The organism is Brucella lupini (assembly GCF_002252535.1).
Classification (GTDB): domain Bacteria; phylum Pseudomonadota; class Alphaproteobacteria; order Rhizobiales; family Rhizobiaceae; genus Brucella; species Brucella anthropi.
The window spans coordinates 1-23,962 of the sequence record NZ_NNRN01000051.1 but is presented as its reverse complement, the minus strand read 5'-3'; the positions used below and the strand labels follow the sequence as shown (position 1 = coordinate 23,962).

Here is a 23,962-nt window from a genome sequence, read left to right as displayed (position 1 = left end):
CGAAGGCGCGAAAGGCAAGGACGAAGCGATGACGACGGCAGTTGAAGTGGTAAATCTTTCAAACAGGGCTTTGGTTCATATCACTGGCGAAGAGGCGGAAAAATTTCTGCAGGCTGTGATTACCACCGACCTCGACAAGCTTGGACCGGACAACCTGAAACCGGGAGCATTGCTCGCTCCGCAAGGGAAAATCCTGTTCGATTTTCTCGTTTCACGCATTGATGGCGGCTTGCGTTTCGATCTCCCGGCAAGCATTGCCGCCGATTTCATCAAGCGTATCACCCTCTACAGGCTGCGTGCAAAAGCCGAAATAACGCAACTACCAGAATCGCTTGTCAGTGTTTCCTGGCAAACTGAATCACATCCTTCACAGAATGATTCAATCAAGCGGGACAGCCGCTTTCCGACCGAGCTGAACGTACACCGGATTTACGGTCCGGCCGATGGCACGACCGATGAAAGCGCATGGACAAAGCTGCGCGCAGAGTATGGCATAGCGGAAGGCGAAACGGATTTCGCTTATAATGACGTCTTCCCGCATGACGTCAATTTCGACCAGACCGGCGGCGTTTCCTTCCCGAAAGGCTGTTTCATCGGGCAGGAAGTCGTGTCGCGCATGCAGCATCGCGGTACGGCTCGGCGGCGCGTTCTGGTGGCACACTCCGATGGAAATCTGCCTCCGATGGGTACGCCTATTACCGTTTATGGGCGCGAGATCGGCACGACAGGAAGCTCCGCTGACACTATCGGCATCGCGCTTGTGCGCATCGATCGCGCCAAGGATGCGATAGATGCGGGTAGTCCGATTCTGGCTGGCGAAGCGCCCATAACACTCACCTTGCCGCCTCACGTGCGGTTCGGGTTTCCGGAAGCTGAAGCGGGCAACGCCTGATGGCAAGCGCCGACCGATCTTCCGGCAAGACACGTGCCTGGCAACGCATGTTGTCGGGACGCCGTCTCGACCTGCTTGACCCCTCGCCGCTCGATATTGAAATCGAAGATATTGCTCACGGCCTTGCCCGTGTTGCACGCTGGAACGGTCAGACTGTTGGTGAACATGCTTTTTCGGTCGCACAGCATTCGCTGCTCGTGGATCAGATATTCAACCGGCTGGTGCCCGATGCCAGCATTGAATGGCAGCTATTGTCACTCCTGCACGACGCACCGGAATATGTGATCGGTGACATGATCTCGCCCTTCAAGGCGGTGATGGGTGGCAATTACAAGATAATCGAAACGCGGCTGGAAAACGCAATTCACCTGCGCTTCTCGCTGCCGGTAACTGTGCCTGCGCAGCTCAAGACGCTGATCAAGCGCGCGGATCAGGTTGCCGCTTTCTTTGAAGCCACGCGACTTGCCGGTTTCACCGAGACCGAGGCCGTTAAATATTTCGGGCGCCCGCGTGGCTTCGACCCCGCAGGGCTGGATATCGCACCGCGCCCCACACAAGACGTGCAGATGGATTTCCTGGCGCGATTTGCGGCATTGGACAAGGCACGCCACCCCCGATGAGCCGGATCGTCGTGACGCCCTTGTCGCAACTGGCAACACAACTCGCATCGCACCAGCCCAGCCATGTCGTGACGCTTGGAAGCGAGGCCCCGGCGGCTCTGCCTGATGGCTACGATGCCGTCCGTCTGTCGCTGACATTCAACGATATTATCGAATTGCGCGAGGGGTTGGTCGCCCCCGATGAAACCCATGTGCGGGGACTTCTGAACTTCGCGAAGAGCTGGTCCATGGATGCGCCTTTGCTCATCCATTGTTATGCTGGCATTTCTCGTTCTACGGCCGCGGCTTATATCATCGCTTCGGCTTTAAACCCGGCGCTGGATGAAAGCGAGCTTGCCGCGCTTGTTCGCAGCCTGTCACCATCTGCGACGCCGAATATCCGGCTCATATCGCTCGCAGACGAAGTTCTGGGGCGAAACGGACGAATGACTGCGGCCATACGCGCAATCGGACGCGGAGCGGATGCCTTCGAAGGTGAGGTTTTCAGCCTGCCTGTGAGAACAGGATCAAATGCATCTAAGGGCTGATTGCCCGCCCGAGAGCATTCAAAAACCCACCCCGCGCATCAGGCGGTGTTACAGCACGCGGCTCCCAAACATGCCGCATCAGAAAATAGCCTGTCATCGTGAACGCATGATCGATGTCATCATAGGACGACGCGCGAACAGCCGTGTTGTTGACGAAGCCGGGTAGCAGCAGAAGTTTGTCAGCCCATGGCGCACCCGCATCACGGCAGACCGCGCGCCCGGATTTCGGCGACACATAGATCAGGTCTTCCTTGACGCCTGTTGCCGCGCATTTCTTGAGATCAAGGCCGAAGCCCAGCTCTTCAAGCATCATCACTTCGAAACGCAGCACCAGTTCGCCGGAGGCCAGCGGATCGTCAAAATGTTCGATGATAAGCCGCAATGTCTCATAGAGGCCGCGATGCGGATCGCGTTCCGGCAGGAGACGCAAATGGGAAGCCGCCAGTTGGATACCGTATAACGCCACCGGCGTTTCGATGAGGCGGGCGGCGGCAAATTCCAGCGGTTCGATGGTAAAACTGCCCATATGCTCGTCCAGCCGCGCCCACCATGTCACGTCCACATGATTGCCCGGCTGTAGCAAAGGCTGCATGCGGCGGGAACGCCCGCCGCGCACCATACCCATATGGCGACCATGCTCACGGGTCATCACTTCCACGATGGCGCTTGTCTCGCCATGGCGTCGTGTCCCGAGAATTATGCCTTCATCGCGCCATTCCATGGCCGCCAGTCTTATAATTTAGGTTGGAAAATCAAGACCCATTTCACGATAGCGTTCCGGGTCGTTGCCCCAGTTCTCACGCACTTTCACGAAAAGGAAGAGATGAACCGTCTGTTCCAGTATCTCGGAGATTTCCTTGCGCGCGGATTGCCCGATTGCCTTGATCGTCTCACCCTTGTGGCCAAGCACGATCTTCTTCTGGCTTTCGCGCTCGACATAGATCACCTGCTCGATGCGGACTGATCCATCCTTGCGCTCTTCCCAGCGTTCGGTTTCCACCGTCGACGAGTAAGGCAGTTCTTCATGCAGGCGCAGATAGAGCTTTTCGCGTGTGATTTCGGCTGCAAGCTGCCGCATCGGCATGTCGGAAATCTGATCTTCCGGATAATACCAAGGACCGTTCGGCACGTTCTCTGCGAGATATTTCGCAAGATCCTTGCAGCCCGATCCATTCAGCGCCGAGATCATGAAGGTCTGGTCGAACGCGACCAGCTCGTTGGCCTTGCGGGCAAGCTCCAACAAAACCGGCGGATCGACACGATCAACCTTGTTGAGCACCAGAACCTTCTTCCGGCGCACATCCTTCATGCTCGAAAGCAGCGCTTCGGCGTTCTCGTTCAAACCGCCTTGCGAATCGAGAAGAACGAGAATGATGTCGGCATCCTTCGCACCGCCCCAGGCCGTGGTGACCATGGCACGGTCGAGCCTGCGCTTCGGCCGGAAAATACCAGGTGTGTCCACCAGGACGATCTGCGCCTGATCTTCGATGAATATGCCGCGCACAAGAGCGCGCGTCGTCTGCACCTTGTGCGTGACGATAGAAACCTTCGTTCCCACAAGCTGGTTGACCAGCGTGGATTTCCCCGCATTCGGCGCCCCGATCAACGCCACGAAGCCGGACCGGGTCTGGCCTGCCTCGTTTTCGCCGTCAGCCGGCGTCGTCCGATTGTTCATTTTTTATCCTTCCAGACGATATTTCCTTGCAGAACGCCGCCGTCCCCTGCGTACGGCATTCCGGATACGACAAAACCGCCGACGAAAGCGACACATCGTAATTGACTGATTATAACCGATCTCGACTTAAAAAACGCCAACTCTTGCATCAAGCGGAATCGTCACGCTTCCAGACGCCTTCGCGATAAAGCATCGCTTCCGCCGCATTCTGTTCGGCTATTCTTTTGGAACGCCCCTCACCCGTTTCCGTAGCAAAGCCCTTGACCGTAACCTCCACCGCAAACAGCGGATCATGGTCCGGACCGGTGCGGCTTATGATGGCGTATGAAGGATGGACGTTGCCCTGCTGGTGTGCCCATTCCTGCAATTCCGTCTTGGCGTCACGGCGGGCAGCGCCCGTTTGCAGAGACCGCTTCTCCCAGTAGCGCTTGACGAAAGGCCGCACGGCCTCCAGTCCGCCATCGAGATAGATCGTGGCGATCAGTGCTTCGACAACATCGGCGCGGACATTCAAAAGACGCTTGTCATTCAGCGACTTGATATCGGAACCGGTATGGATGAGGTTAGCGAGACCGATCTCATCGGCAATCGCCGCACAGGTTTCTGCGTTCACCAGCGCATTGAGGCGAACCGACAGTTCACCTTCGGATGCGTCCGGAAACTCATCGAACAGCATCTCCGCGACGGTCAGTCCCAGAACGCGGTCACCGAGAAATTCGAGACGTTCATAATTTGCGCGCGATGGCGCCTGCACACTTGAGTGGGTGAGCGCACGATCCAGCCGTTTCAAATTGAGAAAACGGTGTCCGGTGCGCTCCTCCAGGATTGCTGCTGCCTGATTTGCCGAAGCCATTTCAGTTTCCGGTTACAGCTGTATGCGGCGCGGCATTGACTGAACTGAACAGTCGGCCAAAGCGCACATCAGTCGGCCATTTCCAGATTTCCAGCGGGCTCGCCTTGTCGGCGATCGAGAAGAAGATGATGTTTGCGCGCCCGACAAGATTCTCAAACGGAACATAGCCAACGCCGAAACGGCTATCGAGCGAGTTGTCACGATTGTCCCCCATCATGAAGTAATGGCCGGCTGGAACCTCGAAAACACGCGTATCGTCACCGATGGAGTTTGGCGACAGATCAAGCGTGTCGTAGGTCACGCCGTCCGGCAAGGTTTCACGATAGACTTCGACGGGACGGTTCTGTTCGGTGACATCGGGATTGTTGATCGTGCCGATGCGATCGCGCTTGACCGCCTGATCATTGATATAAAGCACACCACCGCGCATCTGCACACGATCACCCGGCAGGCCGATTACACGCTTGATGTAGTCGACGGAAGGATCGCTCGGCAGTTTGAACACCACCACGTCACCGCGCTTCGGTTCGGCACTCCAGATGCGACCTGAAAACAAATCCAGTCCGAACGGCAGCGAATAGCGCGAATAACCATAGGCATATTTTGAAACGAACAGATAATCGCCTTCGAGAAGCGTGGGGCGCATGGAGCCCGACGGTATGCTGAAAGGCTGGAAAAGAAGGGTGCGGATGACCAGTGCCAGCAGCAGCGCCTGCACGATAACGCTGATGGTTTCGCCAAGGCCGCCGGATTTTTTTGTCTCACTCTTGCTGGACACGCTCATTGTATCTCCGCTTCCGATAACGCGATCTAATAACGACTATGAATGCATGACGCAATCAGGCCACCGGCAGAACGCCGGTTTATCGCACGATTATGAGCAGGAGTTTACCTGTCACAACCACAACTATTTCGTCTCTGTGCCTGATCCAAAAGTCGCCATGCCTTGCTGCAAATGGCATTTTTCTGCGCTTCCGGTGCTCATGTACTTTTAAGTACACTGCGCTCCGGTTCTCGAAAATCACCATTTTCGCTACGGCCTGACGCATTTTGATTCAGACACTCAGGCAGGGCTTCGATGATAACGAACGCCTGCGCGAGAGGAAAATCATCGGTAATTGTCAGATGTATGGCGGCGCGTGTTCCGGCGGGCAAGAGTTTCTGCAGCTGCTTCGCCGCACCACCGGTCAAATGCATGGTGGGCTTTCCGGAAGGGGCATTGACCACGCCCATGTCCCGCCAGAAAACGCCCTGAGCTATGCCAGTTCCAAGCGCCTTCGCACAGGCTTCCTTAGCCGCAAAGCGCTTTGCATAAGATGCAGCACGCTGTTTGCGCCCGTCCGATTTTTTCTGCTCGACCTCGGTAAAAACCCTGTTGCGAAAACGATCGCCGTGTCGTTCCAGCGCGCTTTCGACACGACGAATATCGATGAGATCGCTGCCTATACCGACGATCATACTTTCTGAAGCTCCTGTTCGCGGTGCAGGCGATGCTTTTCGGCAAGGCGTTCGATACGGCGACGGCGGAAGGCCGAGACGGCAAACCGGGTAACGAAATAGACCACGACAGCGAATGCTGCGCCCAGAATCGTTGAGCCGAATAGCATCGGCTTCAAAAGCGGCGTCCAGATTTCATCGAAATGCATGGTTTCCAGCGCCCGCCCGAGATGAACTGGCGGAGCATCGTCGATGCTTCCATTCATGATGAAGCGGCCCAGCTCGAATGTGCTGCCCCAGATGAATGGCAGGGTCAGCGGATTGGCAAGCGTCGTGCCAAGTGCCGCTGCGGCAATATTTCCGGCAAGGAAATAGGCCAGCACGATTGCGATGATGAGATGGAAGCCAAAGAAAGGCGTGAACGCCGAAAACACGCCCACGGCCAGACCGGCTGCGACAGCGTGAGGCGAGGCAGTGATGCGCAGAATCCGCTTGCCACCGTACCGGAAGGAACGGGAGAAGGAGCGGCGCGGCCAGACCAGAAGCCTTAAGCGCTCTTTTCTGGTCGGAGGATTACGGCGTTGAAACAGCATGCGCTTCTATTAATGCTCTCCCATCGCGGAGACAATTGTTATTATTCGGACAAAACTGCGGCGTTGTCGCTGCGCTCAAACGGAACAGTGTCCAGTCGAGGCAAATAAAACCGCGGCGAAACACCGAGCATCCTGCGGAACATCGTCGTGAAAGCGGAAACGCTGTCATAACCCAGATCCAGTGCCACGCTCGTCACCGCCTCCCCTTCTGCCAGGCGGGGAACTGCCGCAAAAAGACAGGCCTGCTGGCGCCAGACTGAAAGGCTTACGCCAGTCTCCCGTTGGAAATGCCGGGTGAACGAGCGCCGGCTCATCGCCATCCTGTCCGCCCAGTCATCAATTGTGGCGCGCGAAGAAGGCTTTTTCACGAATTCACGACACAGTTTCTGCAAGCGCGGATCCGATGGAAAAGGCAGGCCCAGCGAGCGTTGCGGCAATGTGTGAAGGTCCCGCAGGATCAGTTCGATTACCAGAGCATCGCGACTATCCGGTTCCGGCGTGCTGTCCTGCGTCGTTGCATCCGTTATGAGGCACCGCATGAGATCGGTAAGCCCGACCACGTGGAGATAATCCGGTACACCCGAGACGGCATCGACGCAGATGTAAATCGAGCGCATGAAGACTTCGCCGAGGATTTCAACCGAATGCTCCACACCTGCCGGTATCCACATGGCGTGGTCACTGGGAATCATCCAGCGTCCAGCATCCGTCGTCACCAGCACCACTCCTTGTGAGGCGCAGAGAAGTTGTGCCCGGCTATGGCGGTGGCGCGGCACAAAATAGCCGTCGGGATAGCGTGTCGGCAAGGCAATCACTGGCCCGCTCATGCCCTCCAGCATGGCAATACGCTGCTCGTGGAACTTCTGCAGCTCCTCGCTTCCCGGCAGTAAAAGCCCCGGCGGAGACTTTGGTTTCATTGCAGTTCTGCCCTGCGTTTGGCCCACTCTCGAAACTACTGGACCAAATCACGAAAGCGGGCGAGAGGCAATAGTCCTATTAATGGCTTGCTGAGAATGGGTCGCGACATTCGCTGGCGGAATGAATTTGACGTTTGAATCGGACAAGTACCGGTTCAGACGTCAAATTCGTGAATTTTCGTTGGTTCCTCATCAACACCCCGTAATTTTCTTGAGGGTCTTGTTTCCTGTTTTCGGATGGTATCTGCAGGAAATATGCCTGAGAGCCTGGATCAAAAAGCGTCATGTGTGTGCGAAAATGGTGATTTTCGAGTACCGGAGCGCAATGTACTTCTAAGCATGGTCCCGAAAAGTTGCAGACTTTTCGGGTAAGACTACGCACCAGAGAAAGCTACATGAGCACCGGAACGCAGACAAATTGCCATTTGCAGCCACACAGGGCGACTTTCGGAACAGGCTCTGAAGACCGGCTTTCATCTTCGGAGAAGTAGTATGAGCATGAGTGCTGCACAGCAGCCATCAAACAGCGGCGCGGATAATACTGTCCTCGCTATTATTCTGGCCACAAGCATGGGCCATTTCCTGAACGACATGATGCAGTCGCTCCTTCCTGCCATCTATCCGATGCTGAAGGATAACTACAGCCTGTCATTCTGGCAGATCGGCCTCCTGACATTCACTTTCCAGATGACGGCATCGATCCTGCAGCCGCTCGTGGGTATCTATACCGACCGCAAGCCGATGCCTTATTCCCTGCCTTTCGGAATGGGCTGTACGCTTGTCGGGCTGATCTTTCTGGCAACGGCACATCACTATTCGATCTTGCTTCTGGGGGCGGCTTTTGTTGGTTTCGGCTCGTCCGTCTTCCATCCGGAAGCAGCTCGCGTGGCGCGTCTGGCCTCGGGCGGGCGTCATGGCTTTGCGCAATCCCTGTTTCAGGTGGGCGGCAATTTCGGCTCGTCGATTGGCCCGCTTCTGGCAGCGTTCATCGTTCTGCCTTTCGGCCAGATCAGCGTGTCGTGGTTCTCCGTCGCCGCACTGATCGGCATGATGCTGCTCTGGTATGTCAGCAACTGGTATAATCGCTACCGGATTGCCAATGCCAGCAAGGCGAAGCCCGACAAGACCCTTCCGCTTCCACGCAACAAGGTTCTGGTGTCCGTTGGCGTTCTGGCAATGCTGGTCTTCACCAAGTACATCTACATGGCCAGCCTGACGAGCTACTACACCTTCTACACCATTAGCCATTTCGGCGTGACGGTGCAGGCATCGCAGCTGCTCTTGTTCCTGTTCCTCGGTGCGGTAGCTGCGGGAACGATCATAGGTGGCCCGATCGGCGACAAGATCGGTGCGCGCAAGGTGATCTGGGCATCGATCCTCGGCGTCCTGCCGTTCACGCTGGCCCTGCCCTATGCGAACCTGGAAATGACGGCGATCCTGACGGTTATCATCGGCCTGATCCTCGCCTCGGCCTTCCCGGCAATCGTGGTGTTCGCACAGGAATTGCTGCCAGGACGCGTCGGCATGGTGTCGGGCCTGTTCTTCGGCTTTGCTTTCGGCATGGCCGGTATCGCAGCCGCCGTCCTCGGTATCGTGGCCGATCACAAGGGCATCGAGTATGTTTACACCATCTGCTCGTATCTGCCGCTGCTCGGCTTGCTGACGATTTTCCTGCCCAAGCTGGAAAAGAACCGCAAGGCCTGACCCATATGAAAACGCACAGCCCGAGAAGCAATTCACGCTCCTCGGGCTGTGCTCAAAATAGTGGAGCACCGCACGTCCCCCAACGGCGGTGCTCCCATGCTACTGACCTTTTGACGGCCCGGTGCAGCAGCATTCTCTTGATAGAGCATCATCCGCTCTATCTCTTTGTTCCAACGCAAGTTCAGACGGCGAAACTGAAGCCGTGCATCGTCTCCCTGCGAAATTCATCGAAAGCAGCCGCAACCAGACGGATCAGCGGCTTGCCGTCGCTTGTTGCGCTGATGACACCACTGCGGACTTCCACAAGCCCGTCAGCCACCAGAGGTCGCAACAAGGCCAGCTCGTCGGAAAACTCCACGCCCGGCGCCGTGGTATTCAGATCGACCCGGAAATTGCACATCAGGGCTGTGATGATTCCGGCACGGATGCGGTCACTTTCGCGCATGGCATAACCGCGAACCGTTGCAAGGTCGCCCGCTTCAACCCGCTTGGAATATTGCTTCACGTCCGAGATATTCTGGGCATAACCACCGGGGAATTGCGAAATCGATGACGGTCCGAGACCGATCAATGTCTGGCAGCGATCATCCGTATAGCCCTGGAAATTCCGGTGCAGCGTTCCATTGCGCGCAGCGACGGCCAGATTGTCATCCGGCAATGCGTAGTGATCGATCCCCACCGGCTCGTAGCCGAAACCGATGAAGCTGTCCGCCACCACACGTGCCTGAGCGAAGCGCTCGTCAGCATCGGGCAGAAGGCTTGCATCGATCAGGCGCTGATTGGCGCGCCGCTGCGGAAGATGCGCATAGCCATAGCAGGCAACACGGTCAGGCTTGAGCACCGCAACCTTTTCACAAGTCTCACGCAATGTCTCGACGGTCTGCAACGGCAGGCCGTAGATAAGATCGAAGTTGAGGCGATCAATGCCGACTTCCCGCAGCAGAGTTGCAGCCTTAGCAACCGTTTCTATCGGCTGAATGCGACCGATGGCTTTCTGAACCTCGGCATCGACATCCTGTACGCCGAGGCTGGCGCGGTTGACTCCCATGAGCGCAAGCGTTTGCACCAGCTGTGGGGTAACCGTGCGCGGGTCAAGCTCGATGGCGTGTTCCATCTCAGGCGCAAAATCGAACGCAACGCGCAGAGCGGCCAGAATGCTCGTAAACTGACGCGGGTTCAAAATTGAGGGCGTACCACCGCCCCAATGAAGATGGACGACACTGGGCCGTGCTGTCAGGCTCTTGCTGACAGTTTCGATTTCGCTGAGCAAAGAAGTGCTGAAGTTTTCGACCACGTCGTTGCGGACCGCCATCTTGGCATGACAACCGCAATAATGGCAGAGCTGCCGGCAATAAGGCACATGGATGTAAAGGGAGACGCTTTCTTCCGGTCCGATCTGGCGCAACCAACGATGAGTCGTATCGACCCCCACAGGCATGAAATCAGCAGCTGTCGGAAAGGACGTGTATCTGGGAACCGCCAACGCGGCGTAGCGTCTTATCGCTTCTTCATGCATAGCGCGTCCACCTTAAGCGTCGGGCGCTCCGGCGAGGCCCTGCCGGATATGCGCGCACCAGAACCGGGGCGACATTCCGCGGGGCAAGACGGCATGATGCGGCAAGGAAGCCCGCATGCATGACAGCCGATATTGCAATTCCCAGCCACAACAGCACCTGTTTTCCCCATTTTGAACGTGCAATCCTGCAACGGATCGCATCAATCTCTATGATCAGGAATAGGCTGTTCTGCCGGGTGCTGCATTGATTTGAATCAACGGAAATACACCCGGCTTTTAGGGATGGCAGCTTGAATTCAGAGGTTTTCCGGGTCCATTCCGGCAACGGCCGCCAAAGACCGGCGGGACAGGATCTCAACCGTATTGGCGTCAAGCAACTGGATCAGCCCCTGAGTCTTCAGCTTTGTGAAGCTCCGGCTGACAGTTTCAATGGTCAGGCCGAGATAATCGGCAATATCGGTACGGTTCATCGAGAGATGCACCGGGTTCGGCTTCTCGCCGCGCTTTTCAGCCCGCGCGGACAGCATCAGAAGAAAGCTCGCAAGCTTTTCCACCGGTGCAAGGCGCCCGAGAACCAGCTGATTGTCGCGCGCCGTGCGAAGAGCTGCCCGCGTCATCTGGTGCAGACGCTCCTTCAATTTCGGGAAACGCTCCATCAGATCATCCATCTCTCTGGTGGAGAAGGCGCACAAAACCGACGGTACGACCGCTTCAGCAGACTGGGAGTACGTCTCGTCGTCAGCCAGACCGAGATAGTCGCCAGGGAACAGGAAACCTGCAATCTGCCGACGTCCATCCGGAAGCGACGTGTAGATTCGCAGCATGCCGGAGGTCAGGCTGAAGACACGGCGCTTCGGCTCCCCCTCTTCCACCAACTGCTCATTGGCATCGAGACGCTTAGACGTCATGATTGCTTCGAGAGCACCGAGATCGCCGTCGTCAAGTGCCGCACAAACCGCCGTTCGTCGGACATCGCAATCCACGCATACCCCACATGGCGCACGGTAAGGCGATCTGGGGTCGAATCTGATAGGCGCTACACTCACGATGGAACCCTGTTTGTGGAAGCTGGAAGAACGTTTTTGCAGTTACCCCTTAAATAGGTAACTAGAACGCGTCCTGCAAAGCGGAATTTCGCCGCAGGGGTGTATCGTCCCCCGCAGCGTTTCAAAAGCCGTCGGTGTACTTGTTTAAATGTTGCGGCTACCGGGCTTCACAGCCGGAATTGCAGCAAGCTCCGGCGGCAATTTATCCGCAGGATAGGCCGGAACTTCATATTCGGCGAGAGCAATCAGCCTCGTGCCAACATCCGCCTTGCCCGCCGAGCGGTCGACGATGCAGGCCGCAGCCACAACTTCAATGCCGAGGTCCTTCATGCAGTCGATCGTTTCGCGGATGGAAAGTCCGGTCGTGACGATATCTTCCACGATAACGACTCGCGCGCCCTTCGGCACATCGAAACGACGCAGGCGGAACACACCGTTCTCGCGCTCTACCCAGACCGACGGAACACGCAGATGGCGTGAAGTTTCGTAGGAGGGAATCAAGCCACCAATTGCCGGACCAACCACATAATCGATAGGTCCAAGATCTGCCGCCTGGATTTTCTCTGCAAGCGCTTTGCATAGCTTTTCCGTCTTGTCGGCATGCATGAAAACACGCGCCTTCTGAAGGAAAACAGGACTGCGCAGGCCTGACGTAAGAATAAAGTGGCCTTCAAGGATCGCTCCCGCTTCGCGGAAGACGGCAAGCACATCTTCGGTGTTCATCTTAATCCTATCCGTTCACGCGTTTCGCGCCGCTGACGCTCGCGCTTTCTTTCAATTGGGAAATGATACGGTTGAGATGCTTGAGGTCCCAAACCTCGACATCGATAATCATCTCGGTGAAATCCGGTGCGGTGCGTACCATGGAGAGATTGTGAATATTCGCGTCGTTAGCAGCCACGATCTGCGCGATCTCCGCCAGAGAGCCGGGCGAATTGATGGCCGATACGCTGACGCGAGCCGGGAAACGCTCACTCATCTGATCATCGATGTCCCAGCGCACGTCGATCCAACGTTCCGGCTGATCGTCATAGGCTGTCAACGCAGGCGACTGGATCGGATAGATCGTTATACCGGCGCCGGGCTGCAGGATACCGACGATGCGATCTCCTGGCACGGCCCCCTCCGGGGCAAAGCGCACCGGCAAATCCGAGTTGGTGCCGCGTATCGGCAGCGCCTTTTTCCCGGGCTTCGCCACGGCATCCGCATCGGTCTTCGCTGCATCCTCACTGCCCTCAGGCACCTTGAAGATCATGCCGGCAGCGTTCTGGATGTTGAACCAGCCCTTTTCGCCAGTCTTCGCCGGACTATTCTGCGATGTGACGCGTGTGTCCTGATAGTCCGGATAGACCGCCTTGACCACATCGGTGGACGGCAGCTCTCCGCGTCCGACTGCGGCCAACACATCCTCTACATCCTTGCGTGCCAAACGCGGAAGTCCTGGCTTCAGAATATCCTTGCTGAACGGCTTACCGGCACGTTCGAATGCGCGTTCCAGAATGCGCATGCCAAGCCCCGAATACTGTTTGCGGACAGCCGAGCGGGTCGCGCGGCGAATGGCTGCGCGCGCCTTACCGGTTGCAACAAGCGACTCCCATGCCGCAGGGGGAACCTGCGCCTTGGAACGGATGATATCGACCTCATCGCCGTTCTTCAGTTCGGTCATCAACGGCATGATGCGACCATTGACCTTCGCACCGACGCAGCTGTCACCGATATCGGTGTGAACGGCATAGGCGAAATCGATCGGCGTCGCACCACGCGGCAGAGCAATGAGGCGGCCCTTGGGCGTGAAGCAGAAGACCTGATCCTGAAAGAGCTCTAGCTTAGTGTGTTCAAGGAACTCTTCCGGATTATCGCCTTCTGAAAGCTGCTCGATTGTCTGGCGCAGCCATGCATAAGCATTGGTCTCGGTCGACATTTTGTGCGGATTATTGGCGCTGCCACGATCCTTGTAGATCGAGTGGGCTGCGACACCAAACTCCGCAATCTCATCCATTTCGCGTGTGCGAATCTGTAGCTCGATACGCTGGCGCGACGGACCGATGATGGTGGTGTGGATCGACCGGTAATCGTTCTGTTTAGGCGTGGAAATATAATCCTTGAACCGGCCCGGAACCATCGACCACGTCGTATGAATGAGACCGAGTGCCCGATAGCAATCCTGCGTGGTGTCGACCATCACGCGGAAACCAAAAATGTCGGAAAGCTGCTCGAAGGAAAGGCCCTTGGTTTCCATCTTGCGGAAAACCGACCACGCCTTCTTTTGGCGGCTCTTCACACTGGCCTTGATGCCATGCTTCTCGAAAATCTCGGACAGGTCCTTTTCGATCTTCTGCAGCAGGCCGCGGTTCTTTTCCAGAAGCTCGGCCAGGCGATCCGTCACGGCGCGCCATGCATCCGGATTAATATAGCGGAAGGCCAGCTCTTCGAGCTCTTCCCGCATATCCTGCATACCCATGCGGCCAGCAAGCGGCGCATAGATATCCATCGTTTCTTCGGCAATACGCAGGCGCTTGTCTTCCCGCATCACGCCCAGCGTGCGCATATTGTGCAGGCGATCCGCAAGCTTCACCAGAAGCACGCGGACATCTTCTGAAATCGCCAGAAGCAGCTTGCGAAGGTTTTCCGCCTGCACTGCTTTTTTCGAAACGAGGTCGAGCTTTTTGAGCTTGGTCAGTCCCTCGACGAGCTTGCCGATTTCAGGGCCGAAGAGCTGATCGATTTCCTGCCGAGTGGCCGTCGTATCTTCGATCGTGTCGTGCAGGAGCGCGATTGCAATCGTCGCTTCATCCAGATGCATATCGGTGAGGATCGCAGCGACTTCGAGCGGATGGGAGAAATAGGGATCGCCGGAAGCACGTTTCTGACTGCCATGCTTTTGCATGGCATAGACATATGCCTTGTTGAGAAGCGCCTCGTTCACGTCAGGCTTGTATCGCTGAACACGCTCCACAAGCTCATATTGGCGCATCATCTACGAGAACTCCCTTTCGAAACCGGTACTTGTACCTGCACACATACCGGGCATTGTGACCCAAAATCGCCGAAAATCGAATAGTTCTCGACGTTTAGGCTTAATTTTCTGCCGACAATATTAATTTCCGGCAGAAATCGCTCGTCATCTGGTCATTCTAACCGGCAACAAGCATTCAGAAACTTCTCGACCAGTCAGTGTGTAAACCGTCGGCGCATAAAAACATGCGCCGCGACTGGAAAGTCGCGACGCATGCACAAAGAGAAATAATTCGAACGACGATTAGAAGTCGTCGTTCTTCTCTGGTGCGACGAGGCCTTCGATACCGGCGAGCAGCTCTTCTTCCGACATACGGTCGAAAGCAACCACATCTTCCTCGGCAGCGTCTGCAATGCCTTCTGCAACTTCTTCCGAAGACGAAGCAATCTGTGCAGGCGCAGCGGCTTCTGGCTCGTCGACTTCCACATGCTTCTGCAGAGAGTGGATGAGATCTTCCTTCAGATCATCTGGCGACAGGGTTTCATCAGCGATTTCGCGCAGCGCAACAACAGGATTCTTGTCGTTGTCGCGGTCGATGGTGATCTGTGCACCCTGGGAAATTTGGCGAGCACGGTGACCAGCCAGCAGAACCAGTTCAAAACGGTTCTCGACCTTATCTACGCAGTCCTCAACAGTGACGCGGGCCATGCGCGGTCCCTTTCATTTCTCGAACTTTATTGGATTTTTCCCCACATAACGCTTGTGGAGCCAAATTACAAGCAAAAGCGGAATTGCTCGTGCCTCGACTCATGAAATCTGCCAAAAGAACGTCAATTTCATGGATTCACCCGATAAAACACGGCGGCGCGTCAAAACGGCACAATATTTTGTAAGCCAGAACGGGATTACTGAGACAAGACTCCCTTATAGGTAATTTTGTGCAGGTAAATAACAACCCATGGTTGCTTGTTTTTCTGTGATATATCCTTAGAAGGCAATAAACGCATTGGTAAAATTTGATACCACCCGCCGTTTAGAAAACAAACTGATAAGCGGTCGTCGGTCCACTCCCGTCCGGCCGTAGAGTGGATATATTGCACGATGTTCGATTCTCGTGAAAAAATTGCCCTTTTTATTGATGGCGCCAATTTATACGCCGCCTCGAAAACTCTGGGGTTCGATATTGATTATCGGAAGCTTTTGAAGGCATTTCAGAAGCGTGGCTATCTGCTTCGTGCATATTACTATACGGCATTGGTTGAAGATCAGGAATATTCCTCGATCCGCCCGCTGATCGACTGGCTGGATTATAACGGCTACAAGGTCGTCACTAAGGCTGCCAAGGAATTCACGGATTCCACCGGGCGTCGCAAGGTGAAGGGTAATATGGACATCGAACTGACAGTCGATGCCATGCAGCTCACCGATACAGTCGACCATTTTGTGATTTTCTCAGGCGACGGCGATTTCCGCTCACTTGCCGAAGCACTTCAGCGCAAGGGCCGCAAGGTTTCGGTTGTCTCGACCCTCACCACCCAGCCGGCCATGATTTCCGATGAACTGCGCCGCCAGGCCGATCATTTCATCGATCTGGTCTCGCTCAAGGCTGAGATTGGCCGCGATCCGTCGGAACGCGCACCGCGCCGCCAGGATGACGATCTCGACGACAGCTATTGACGCCGTCGTCGAGCCGGTTCATGCAGGGGCATGATTTCCGAACCATCTCCCAACTGTGATATCTGCCCCAGGCTGCACGCATTCCTGCAGGAATGGCGCCGCAAGGAGCCTTCGTGGCATAATTCACCGGTTCCACCGTTTCTGCCAGCGCATGATGACGATGTTCGGCTCCTGATTGTGGGGCTGGCGCCAGGTTTGCGCGGCGCCAATAGAACCGGACGCCCCTTCACCGGCGACTATGCCGGTGATCTGCTCTACAGCACACTGTGTGAATTCGGTTTTGCCACTGGCAAGTTCGAGGCTCGTCCTGACGACAGTTTGCGCCTGCTGGATGCCAGCATCGTCAATGCGGTGCGCTGCGTGCCGCCGGAAAACAAGCCCATCGGCGCCGAGATCAACAATTGCCGACAATTCCTGTTGCCGATGCTGACCCGATTTCGGAATCTGCAGGCAATCGTCACACTGGGAACGATTGCGCATCAATCGACGGTTCGTGCACTTGGTGCGCCGGTTGCGCGACATCCCTTCGGTCACGACCGGGCAAGCGACATTGGCAGCCTGCGCATTTTTTCCAGCTATCACTGCTCGCGCTATAACACCAATACCGGGCGGTTGACGGATACCATGTTCCGAACCGTATTCCGGAATGTACGCGACTATCTGAATCAAAAGAGCGCCTGAGGCGCTCTCATACTTTGCTGATCTTTATCCCTTATCCCGCATCAAGCGAGCCTTTTCACGATTCCAGTCGCGCTTCTTTTCCGTCTCGCGCTTGTCGTGAGTCTTCTTGCCTCGCGCCAGCGCCAGTTCCAGCTTCGCGCGACCCCGATCATTGAAGTAAAGCTTCAATGGCACCACGGTCATCCCGTCGCGTGATACCGAGTTGAACAGGCGGGACATTTCGCGTTTGCTGATGAGCAGTTTGCGCAAGCGCCGCGGCTCGTGGTTGAAACGATTGCCCTGCGTATATTCCGGAATATAGGAATTGATAAGCCAGAACTCGCCATTCTCAAAGCTCGCATAGCTCTCCGCTATGTTGGACTGATTGGCGCGCAGCGACTTGACCTCGGTGCCGGTCAGGACGAGACCGGCTTCGAGCGTATCTAGAATTTCAAAATTGAAGCGCGCCTTGCGGTTTTCCGCGATGATTTTGCGCACAGGAGAATTCTTGGGCTTGTTCATGATGGCACCATATAATGTGCAATGCCTGAAATGAAAACGCTCCCGAAGCTACGGGAGCGTAAAAATCAGCGAAAGCGGTAAACTTGACGGGTCAGTTGACCAGACCCGCATGCTTCATGGCCTGATCGATCTTCTCTGCCGTCGCGGCTTCCACAGTCACCATCGGCGAGCGCAAGGCATTTTCCACGCGGCCGAGGCGCGACAGCGCATATTTCGGGCCTGACGGGTTTGGCTCGATGAAGAGTGCCTTGTGCAGCGGCATGAGGCGATCCTGCAATTCGAGTGCCTTGGAGAAATCGCCGGCCTGACATGCATCCTGGAATTCGGCGCAAAGACGCGGCGCAATGTTGGACGTCACCGAAATGCACCCTACCCCGCCATGGGCGTTGAAACCAAGAGCCGTTGCGTCTTCACCGGAAAGCTGGATGAAATCCTTGCCGCAGGTTGCGCGTTGTTCGGATACGCGCTCGATCTTGCCAGTCGCATCCTTGACGCCCACGATGTTCTTGTGATCGCGAACGAGTGCGCCCATCGTTTCCGGTGTCATGTCGACGATCGAACGACCGGGAATATTGTAGATGATGAGCGGGATCGAAATGGAGCGGGCCACACGCGAAAAATGTTCGTAAAGACCACGCTGGTTCGGCTTGTTGTAGTAAGGCGTGACGACGAGAACGGCATCAGCGCCAGCCTTTTCGGCATGTTGCGCCAGTTCGATCGCTTCCACAGTATTGTTGGAACCTGCACCGGCGATCACGGGAACGCGACCAGCTGCAACCTCAATGCAAACCTCAATGACGCGCTTGTGCTCGTCATGCGACAGGGTCGGTGTTTCACCAGTCGTGCCGACTGGGACGAGCCCTTTGGTGCCTTCTTCAATCTGCCAGTTTACAAATGCGCGAAAGGCTTTCTCGTCGAACGCTCCTTCGGAATCGAATGGCGTGACAAGCGCGGTAATTGAGCCCTTCAGCATTAGTGAACTCCTGAAAAAAGAAAGACTGGACCTCATTCCACCGATCAGCTTGGGATCACTCTGGGGCTTCTGACCGGGTTGAGGCGTTGCACAATAGTCTTGCCACACGAGTGGAGCAAGCGGGGTATACAGGCAAAACAAGGGCAATACGGCAGTTTTGCGACAAAATTTAAAGCGATCCCCAAGCTCCACCGGCTATTCGCTCGATTGCCTTTAGAAACATCGGCGGCCCGAAACAACCAAGATGCGGCAACACCGAAGCGATAACGCTTTATTAAGGATAGATTCATTCCTTGAGCCTATCCTCATCATTGAAATAGCCAGTCAAAAACCGGGCTAAGAAAAGCCGGATTTCAACAACATATTGCACATCAACCAAGTCTTTGTTCTAGTTAGCCAATGTCAAAACAAGTCGCAGCGATATCCCTGAAAAGAAAAGCTCTCCTCGCGAGTTGCTTTGTTGCGGTTGCTCTGCAGCCGGTGATTTCGCTCGCCCAATCCTCGCTGCCGTCCGGCGTTCCCACCCCGCTTGCGCGTCCCTTTGCACCGACGACGACACACCAGTCGCCGATGAATCTGGTGACACCGAAACCGCGTCCGGCCACGCCTGATCCGGTCGTGACGTCAGCAGTCAGCCGCATGGAAAACCCGGCAGCGATTGGTGGAACGCTGAAAAGCGGGCTTGATGCCCTTTCCTCCCGTGACACGGCAAGTGCTATCGCATTCCGCAACGGGATTCCTCGTGGTTCGCTTGACCGCCAGATTCTGACGTGGGCTATCGCGACATCCGGTCTTGATGGTGTGCCGAGCGCTGAAATTGCAGCGGCGGCAACAGATTTGCGCGGCTGGCCGGGGACATCGGTTCTGCGCCGTAACTCTGAACGGGCCTTGTTCAAGGAAAATCCAGCTCCTGCGACCGTAATCGCAACATTCGGCAATACGCGCCCGCAGACTACAGAAGGCATGATTCTTCTTGCCCGCTCCTATGTCAGCACTGGAAATGCGGGCAAAGCGCGCGAACTGCTTTCACCATGGTGGGCTACACAGCGCTTATCAGCCGATGACGAGCAAAAGATCCTGAAAGAGTTCTCTGACGTTCTGACGCGCGAAGATCATCAGCGCCGTATTCTGCGTTCTTTTTATAATGACCGTATGCAGTCCGCAAAACTGCTTGCAGGTCCGGCACAGGCCCAATCGCTTTACAACGCTTTTGCGGCAGTAGCACAGAAGTCTCCGAATGCCGCCAAGGCGATAGCGGACGTCGACCGCACGTGGCAGGGAAACGCCGCCTATCAGTTCCTGAAGATTCGCTATCTGCGTCGCGCCGAACGCTATAACGAGGCGACAGACCTCATGCTCAAGGCACCACGTCAGGCGTCGGCGCTTGTCGATCCGGATGCCTGGTGGGTCGAACGCCGCATCCTGTCACGGGAACTGCTCGACCTTGGCAAACCGCAGCTCGCCTACAAGCTGGTTTCGGCCCACGCCGCCGAATCGCCCACAATGGCCGCAGAAGCGGAATTCCATGCCGGATGGTATGCACTGCGCGCCCTGAACCAGCCGAAGACGGCTGCGCCACATTTTGCCAAGATCGCAGAAATCTCCTCGCGTCCGATTTCGGCGTCTCGTGCTTTCTATTGGCTCGGACGGTCGGCCGAAGCAGGTAGCGGTGGCGATGCGCGCGACTATTATCGCCGCTCCGCCCATTTCGGCACAACATTTTACGGACAGCTTTCGGCAGCCAAACTGAGCGAAAAAGCACCTGAGCTTATCTATCCAAGACCAACGGAAGCGGATCGCGCGCGGTTTGCGGGCCGTCCCGCCGTGCAGGCAATCAAGCGGCTGGAACAGGTCGGCTATAGCAGTCGCGCAACGACGCTCTACAATCAGCTTTCGCAGGAACTCGACAGTGTCGGCGAACTGGCTCTGCTGGCGGTCATGGCCGAGCGCGACGAGAACCACTATCTGGCGCTGCGCGTCGGCAAAAATGCTGCATTGCGAGGTCTTGATGTTGGTGCTCTCTCGCATCCGCTTGGCGCAATTCCCGCCAATGCCAATATAAGCGGATCAGGTAAGGCTCTAGCCTATGCTATTGCCCGGCAGGAAAGTGAATTCAACGTCGGCGCGGTTTCAAAAGCTGGCGCACGCGGTCTGCTGCAACTTATGCCAGCAACGGCCAAAAGCGTGGCGACCCGCAACGGCATGAGCTTCTCCGCGCCACGCCTCACGACGGATGCAGGGTATAATGCGACGCTTGGCGCCCATTTCCTCGGCGAGCAGCTTGACCGTTTCAATGGGTCTTACGTTCTTACCTTCGCCGGTTACAATGCAGGCCCTCGCCGCGCATCCGAATGGGTCGAGAAATATGGCGATCCACGTGGCAAGCCTATCGATCAGGTCGTCGACTGGATCGAACGTATCCCCTACTCCGAGACACGCAACTATGTTCAGCGCGTGATGGAAAACTACGAAGTCTATAAGGCCCGCCTGACCGGAAGTGCGGATATACAGACCGATCTGATTTACGGTCGGCGCTAGAAAACTTCGCACTTATATTGAAATAGTAGAAATGCTCTGAAATGAAAAAGCAGGCTATTCGCCTGCTTTTTTTGTCCGTCGCGATCTTGGTTTGGTCGCTGTTTTGCCGGGCTTTTCCGATCTCCTAGCACTGGCTTTATTTGCTGCATTCGCCAGCTTGGTGGCTTGCCCGCTCCAGTCTTCGCGCTCCACACGGCGCGGAAAGCCTATGTTTCGCTCGATCCAGCGCGATTCGTCTTCATTCCAGCCGGCAATCTGGTCGTAATGAAACACGCCGATCCCGTTGAGCAATCCCTGAACCGCCCCGCCAATGCCCTTGATGACGGTAAGGTCATCAGGTTTTCCAAGGCGCGCAGCTTCCAAAAGCTCAGGTCGGCCCGGATCGCGTACAGGCTCGGCATTTGCCTCAGCCCCCGCCTTTTCCTCCCGAGAAGGCCAGTTCCCGACCACTTCAGCATCGGGCACAGCTTTCAACTGAAGCTTCTCCGGTTCACGCGGTTGGGATGAGATTTTGGGTTCTTCAGTTTTTGCCGGGGAAGAGATCTTATTTGACGCTTCCGGCTTTTCAGCAACTGGCAATGTCGCGTGTGCCGCTGCAATAATTGTACGCTCGTGATCCGGCATCGCCGCACTTCTGCGCCGCACGAAACGACCCAGAACACAGCCAATAACAAAAGCGATGGCAACAAGAACAGCCAGTTGAACAATCAGCAACGGCATATGGTTTCCTCGTACTCCAAATTACTCAAGCCTGACGAACATAATCGTCGTCAATTTTTCCCCGCCCCCAATTTGCCGCCACTATTTCGAACCGGTCAGCCAGCCCACACCCGCACCGATTAAAACCGCTACAACGAGAACCGGCCAAAACGATACGGCTAAATAAAGCATTGTCAGGTCCGCTTTCTATTCCGGAAATGGAACATATGATCCGCTATGCCTATTCATAAAGAGAAAGGAAAGGCTCGAACAGGCGGGCTGTCAATTCCGAACAGAAAACTAACAGGGGACGAAATTCGAGATTCCGTCAGCCTTCCTCGCCGTAAAAGCTAAGGTTCGCCAATCTCTACCCGTCCTGCCTTCAGAGCGAAAGGAAGCGGGGAGTGCCACCGGGATTCTATCTTTTGATAGCTGGCATCGTCTGCAGCTTTGCCTTTGACAGAGATGTTGAGGTCTGAAATCTCAATCTCTCCTTCCCGCAGAGCCGACAGAAATTGCAAGGCAAACTCCACCGAATCAACGAAATTCGCCGGGCTGCCTCGGCCTACGGCCATTTCATCATCAAGCGGGATGCCCCGAGCCGCACTTTCAGCCGCCGTCATGATACGGTCCCTGACATCATTATCAGGGACGGAACCAGATAGAATGATTCCGTCTGCACTCTTCTTTATCTGTAGCGAATAGGGCGACACGAGCGGAAGAACACTCGTCAGATCGGTGATTTCGCGAATCCCCCTCACCTGCTCCAGCACCATTTTCGCAGCGGATTGAGCCTCTGGATCGGGCGCAATACCTTTAAGCGTCACATCGCGACCGTCCACATCAAAGCCCGTCCATACATATGGAGCCAATGCTTCGCCGGTACGTGATGCAATATCCGTCTCGACCCGATCGGCACCAAACCAGAGCGCAAGCGCAGTCAGCGCTGTGGTCCACGTAACTCCGGGCCAAAACCATTTGAACATGTCGTGGCGTCTCCACGCTGGAAATTATCGAATGCGAAGCTGCGGAACACAAGCCGCTTTCTATTCGTACAAAGACCGAGATTTCGGTGAAAGCAAGATCGCAACCGTGAAAATCCGCAAACAAAAAACCCGGCAGCGATGCTGCCGGGTTCTTTGTGAACAATCCCAGAGGGATTAGAACGAGCGCTGGAAACGAACCATACCCTGGAAGGCATCCTTGCCGTCGAGGCTGATGTTTTCGTCGTCCCACTTGGTGTAGGAAACTTCCGGGGTGATCGTGAAACCAGGAACCAGTTCGTAAGCAACGTTTGCGGTTGCTGCGAAGGTCTTGGTGTCGTCGTAAGCGAGCTGCAGGTTGAAGGTAGCCTTTTCGGTTGCCTTGAATGCAGCGCCACCCCAGACAGCCCAGTCGCCGCCCCACGTGCCGTAGAAGCTGGTGATGCCACGGTAGGTGTAGAAACCGCCGTTACCATCCGACGTAGCGAAGTATTCGTCGTCGTTGGACTTGTAAGCGCCCTGTACCCAGACCGAGAAGCGATCCGTGATGTTGACGTCGCCGCGAACCTTACCGGCCCACTCTTCGTTACGAGCGTCGTAAGCTGCAACAGCTGCGATCGAGCCCCAGCCACCAGCGTACTTCAGACCGCCAACGATGTGCGGCGTGTAGTCGTTCAGCGTTACGTCAACGTCGGAGTCGCCGTTGCCGCCTTCTTCGAGCGACAGGATAGCCGAGAAGCCGTTGCCGCCGGTGAAGGTGTAGCTGATGAGGTTGGTGCGGTAGCCGCCAGCGAGGATCACGTCGTCGTTGATGACGTTGCCGAGGTAACCAGGGAAGGTTACGAAGGCCGATTCATCGAGACCAACGCGCAGGCCGCCGAGCTGGATGTAAGCATAACGCAGCGAGCTGTTTTCGCTCGAGCCGTATGCGTCTTCTTCGCCGTCGCCGCCGCCGTTCCAGTTGTAACGAAGTTCGGTGAAGGTCTTCAGAGTGCCGAGTTCGGTTTCCGAAGCGGTCGAGAAGCGGAGCGTTGCACGGGCGTTCTTGCCCCAGGTGTCACGGTCCAGATCGCCAGGCGTACGAGCGTAAACGCGATCGCCACCCTTTGCGTCGTAACGAACATAACCATGGATACGCAGGCAGGTTTCGGTGCCTGGGATGTAGAAGTAGCCA

General features: G+C 56.0%; 23 protein-coding genes and 1 pseudogene. 7 read left to right on the top strand and 17 right to left on the bottom strand.

Annotated features, from left to right (window positions below):
- Positions 1-28: 28 nt before the first annotated feature.
- The 3 genes from ygfZ to CES86_RS16065 are packed head-to-tail and all read left to right on the top strand — an operon-like array spanning position 29 to position 2,039.
- Positions 29-892, top strand: coding sequence for a CAF17-like 4Fe-4S cluster assembly/insertion protein YgfZ (gene ygfZ, locus CES86_RS16075; protein WP_235819929.1), 864 nt, complete (start codon positions 29-31; stop codon positions 890-892).
- Entirely contained in the window at positions 892-1,512 is a 621-nt protein-coding gene (locus tag CES86_RS16070; RefSeq protein ID WP_094514893.1) for a YfbR-like 5'-deoxynucleotidase, read from the top strand. Before ygfZ ends, CES86_RS16070 begins: the two co-directional genes overlap by 1 nt.
- Complete coding sequence (locus CES86_RS16065; RefSeq protein ID WP_094514892.1) at positions 1,509-2,039, top strand: tyrosine phosphatase family protein; 531 nt, start codon at positions 1,509-1,511, stop codon at positions 2,037-2,039. The genes CES86_RS16070 and CES86_RS16065 overlap by 4 nt, the downstream gene beginning before the upstream one ends.
- Here the strand turns inward: CES86_RS16065 and recO are convergent.
- The 7 genes and pseudogenes from recO to CES86_RS16030 form a co-directional block, all read right to left on the bottom strand.
- Entirely contained in the window at positions 2,029-2,760 is a 732-nt protein-coding gene (gene recO / locus CES86_RS16060; protein WP_012092412.1) for a DNA repair protein RecO, read from the bottom strand. The two genes, CES86_RS16065 and recO, sit on opposite strands and share 11 nt — an antisense overlap.
- Positions 2,761-2,778: 18 nt before the next feature.
- Positions 2,779-3,714: a GTPase Era gene (gene era / locus CES86_RS16055; protein WP_012092413.1), complete on the bottom strand. Its 936-nt coding sequence runs from the start codon at positions 3,712-3,714 to the stop codon at positions 2,779-2,781.
- A 148-nt stretch (positions 3,715-3,862) separates the two neighbouring features.
- A complete protein-coding gene (rnc, locus tag CES86_RS16050) occupies positions 3,863-4,567 on the bottom strand; it encodes a ribonuclease III (protein WP_010661641.1) in 705 nt (234 codons plus the stop codon).
- Between the two features lies 1 nt (position 4,568).
- Positions 4,569-5,351, bottom strand: coding sequence for a signal peptidase I (gene lepB / locus CES86_RS16045; RefSeq protein ID WP_010661640.1), 783 nt, complete (start codon positions 5,349-5,351; stop codon positions 4,569-4,571).
- A 281-nt stretch (positions 5,352-5,632) separates the two neighbouring features.
- A pseudogene (acpS, locus tag CES86_RS16040) lies at positions 5,633-6,025 on the bottom strand (holo-ACP synthase); the annotation flags it as partial.
- Positions 6,022-6,597 carry a type IV secretion system effector BspA gene (gene bspA, locus CES86_RS16035; RefSeq protein ID WP_029925252.1) on the bottom strand — a complete coding sequence of 192 codons (576 nt, stop codon included), beginning with the start codon at positions 6,595-6,597 and terminating at the stop codon, positions 6,022-6,024. The gene bspA and the pseudogene acpS, both read right to left, overlap by 4 nt.
- 41 nt (positions 6,598-6,638) lie before the next feature.
- Positions 6,639-7,484 carry an AraC family transcriptional regulator gene (locus tag CES86_RS16030; RefSeq protein ID WP_192798615.1) on the bottom strand — a complete coding sequence of 282 codons (846 nt, stop codon included), beginning with the start codon at positions 7,482-7,484 and terminating at the stop codon, positions 6,639-6,641.
- 522 nt (positions 7,485-8,006) lie between these two features.
- Between CES86_RS16030 and CES86_RS16020 the strand changes: the two genes are divergently transcribed.
- Entirely contained in the window at positions 8,007-9,218 is a 1,212-nt protein-coding gene (locus tag CES86_RS16020) for an MFS transporter (RefSeq protein WP_010661635.1), read from the top strand.
- Positions 9,219-9,399: 181 nt separating this feature from the next.
- Here the strand turns inward: CES86_RS16020 and hemN are convergent, their stop codons facing one another.
- The 5 genes from hemN to rpoZ form a co-directional block, all read right to left on the bottom strand.
- Entirely contained in the window at positions 9,400-10,734 is a 1,335-nt protein-coding gene (gene hemN, locus CES86_RS16015) for an oxygen-independent coproporphyrinogen III oxidase (RefSeq protein WP_040129534.1), read from the bottom strand.
- Positions 10,735-11,030: 296 nt separating this feature from the next.
- Entirely contained in the window at positions 11,031-11,780 is a 750-nt protein-coding gene (locus CES86_RS16010; RefSeq protein ID WP_094514888.1) for a Crp/Fnr family transcriptional regulator, read from the bottom strand.
- Between the two features lie 144 nt (positions 11,781-11,924).
- Entirely contained in the window at positions 11,925-12,503 is a 579-nt protein-coding gene (pyrE, locus tag CES86_RS16005) for an orotate phosphoribosyltransferase (RefSeq protein WP_036585798.1), read from the bottom strand.
- 7 nt (positions 12,504-12,510) lie between these two features.
- Positions 12,511-14,757 (bottom strand): RelA/SpoT family protein, encoded by a 2,247-nt coding sequence (locus tag CES86_RS16000; RefSeq protein ID WP_010661631.1) that lies wholly within the window; start codon positions 14,755-14,757, stop codon positions 12,511-12,513.
- Positions 14,758-15,039: 282 nt separating this feature from the next.
- Positions 15,040-15,444, bottom strand: coding sequence for a DNA-directed RNA polymerase subunit omega (gene rpoZ / locus CES86_RS15995; RefSeq protein ID WP_010661630.1), 405 nt, complete (start codon positions 15,442-15,444; stop codon positions 15,040-15,042).
- A gap of 393 nt (positions 15,445-15,837) precedes the next feature.
- Between rpoZ and CES86_RS15990 the strand changes: the two genes are divergently transcribed.
- Positions 15,838-16,413 (top strand): LabA-like NYN domain-containing protein, encoded by a 576-nt coding sequence (locus tag CES86_RS15990; RefSeq protein WP_012092419.1) that lies wholly within the window; start codon positions 15,838-15,840, stop codon positions 16,411-16,413.
- 30 nt (positions 16,414-16,443) lie between these two features.
- Positions 16,444-17,094 carry a uracil-DNA glycosylase gene (locus CES86_RS15985; protein ID WP_010661628.1) on the top strand — a complete coding sequence of 217 codons (651 nt, stop codon included), beginning with the start codon at positions 16,444-16,446 and terminating at the stop codon, positions 17,092-17,094.
- 24 nt (positions 17,095-17,118) lie between these two features.
- On the opposite strand, the gene smpB is transcribed toward CES86_RS15985, so the two are convergent.
- Positions 17,119-17,595, bottom strand: coding sequence for an SsrA-binding protein SmpB (gene smpB / locus CES86_RS15980; RefSeq protein ID WP_010661627.1), 477 nt, complete (start codon positions 17,593-17,595; stop codon positions 17,119-17,121).
- Between the two features lie 91 nt (positions 17,596-17,686).
- Positions 17,687-18,568, bottom strand: coding sequence for a 4-hydroxy-tetrahydrodipicolinate synthase (dapA, locus tag CES86_RS15975; RefSeq protein WP_010661626.1), 882 nt, complete (start codon positions 18,566-18,568; stop codon positions 17,687-17,689).
- 399 nt (positions 18,569-18,967) lie between these two features.
- Between dapA and CES86_RS15970 the strand changes: the two genes are divergently transcribed.
- Positions 18,968-21,106, top strand: coding sequence for a lytic transglycosylase domain-containing protein (locus CES86_RS15970; RefSeq protein ID WP_192802347.1), 2,139 nt, complete (start codon positions 18,968-18,970; stop codon positions 21,104-21,106).
- Positions 21,107-21,160: 54 nt separating this feature from the next.
- Here the strand turns inward: CES86_RS15970 and CES86_RS15965 are convergent, their stop codons facing one another.
- The 3 genes from CES86_RS15965 to CES86_RS15955 all read right to left on the bottom strand — a co-directional run.
- On the bottom strand, positions 21,161-21,826 hold the full coding sequence (locus tag CES86_RS15965; RefSeq protein WP_094514886.1) for a 50S ribosomal protein L21: 666 nt from the start codon (positions 21,824-21,826) through the stop codon (positions 21,161-21,163).
- A gap of 329 nt (positions 21,827-22,155) precedes the next feature.
- Positions 22,156-22,791 carry a BON domain-containing protein gene (locus tag CES86_RS15960; RefSeq protein WP_094514885.1) on the bottom strand — a complete coding sequence of 212 codons (636 nt, stop codon included), beginning with the start codon at positions 22,789-22,791 and terminating at the stop codon, positions 22,156-22,158.
- Positions 22,792-22,965: 174 nt separating this feature from the next.
- A partial coding sequence (locus CES86_RS15955; protein ID WP_094514884.1) for a porin occupies positions 22,966-23,962 on the bottom strand: 997 nt, incomplete at its 5' end.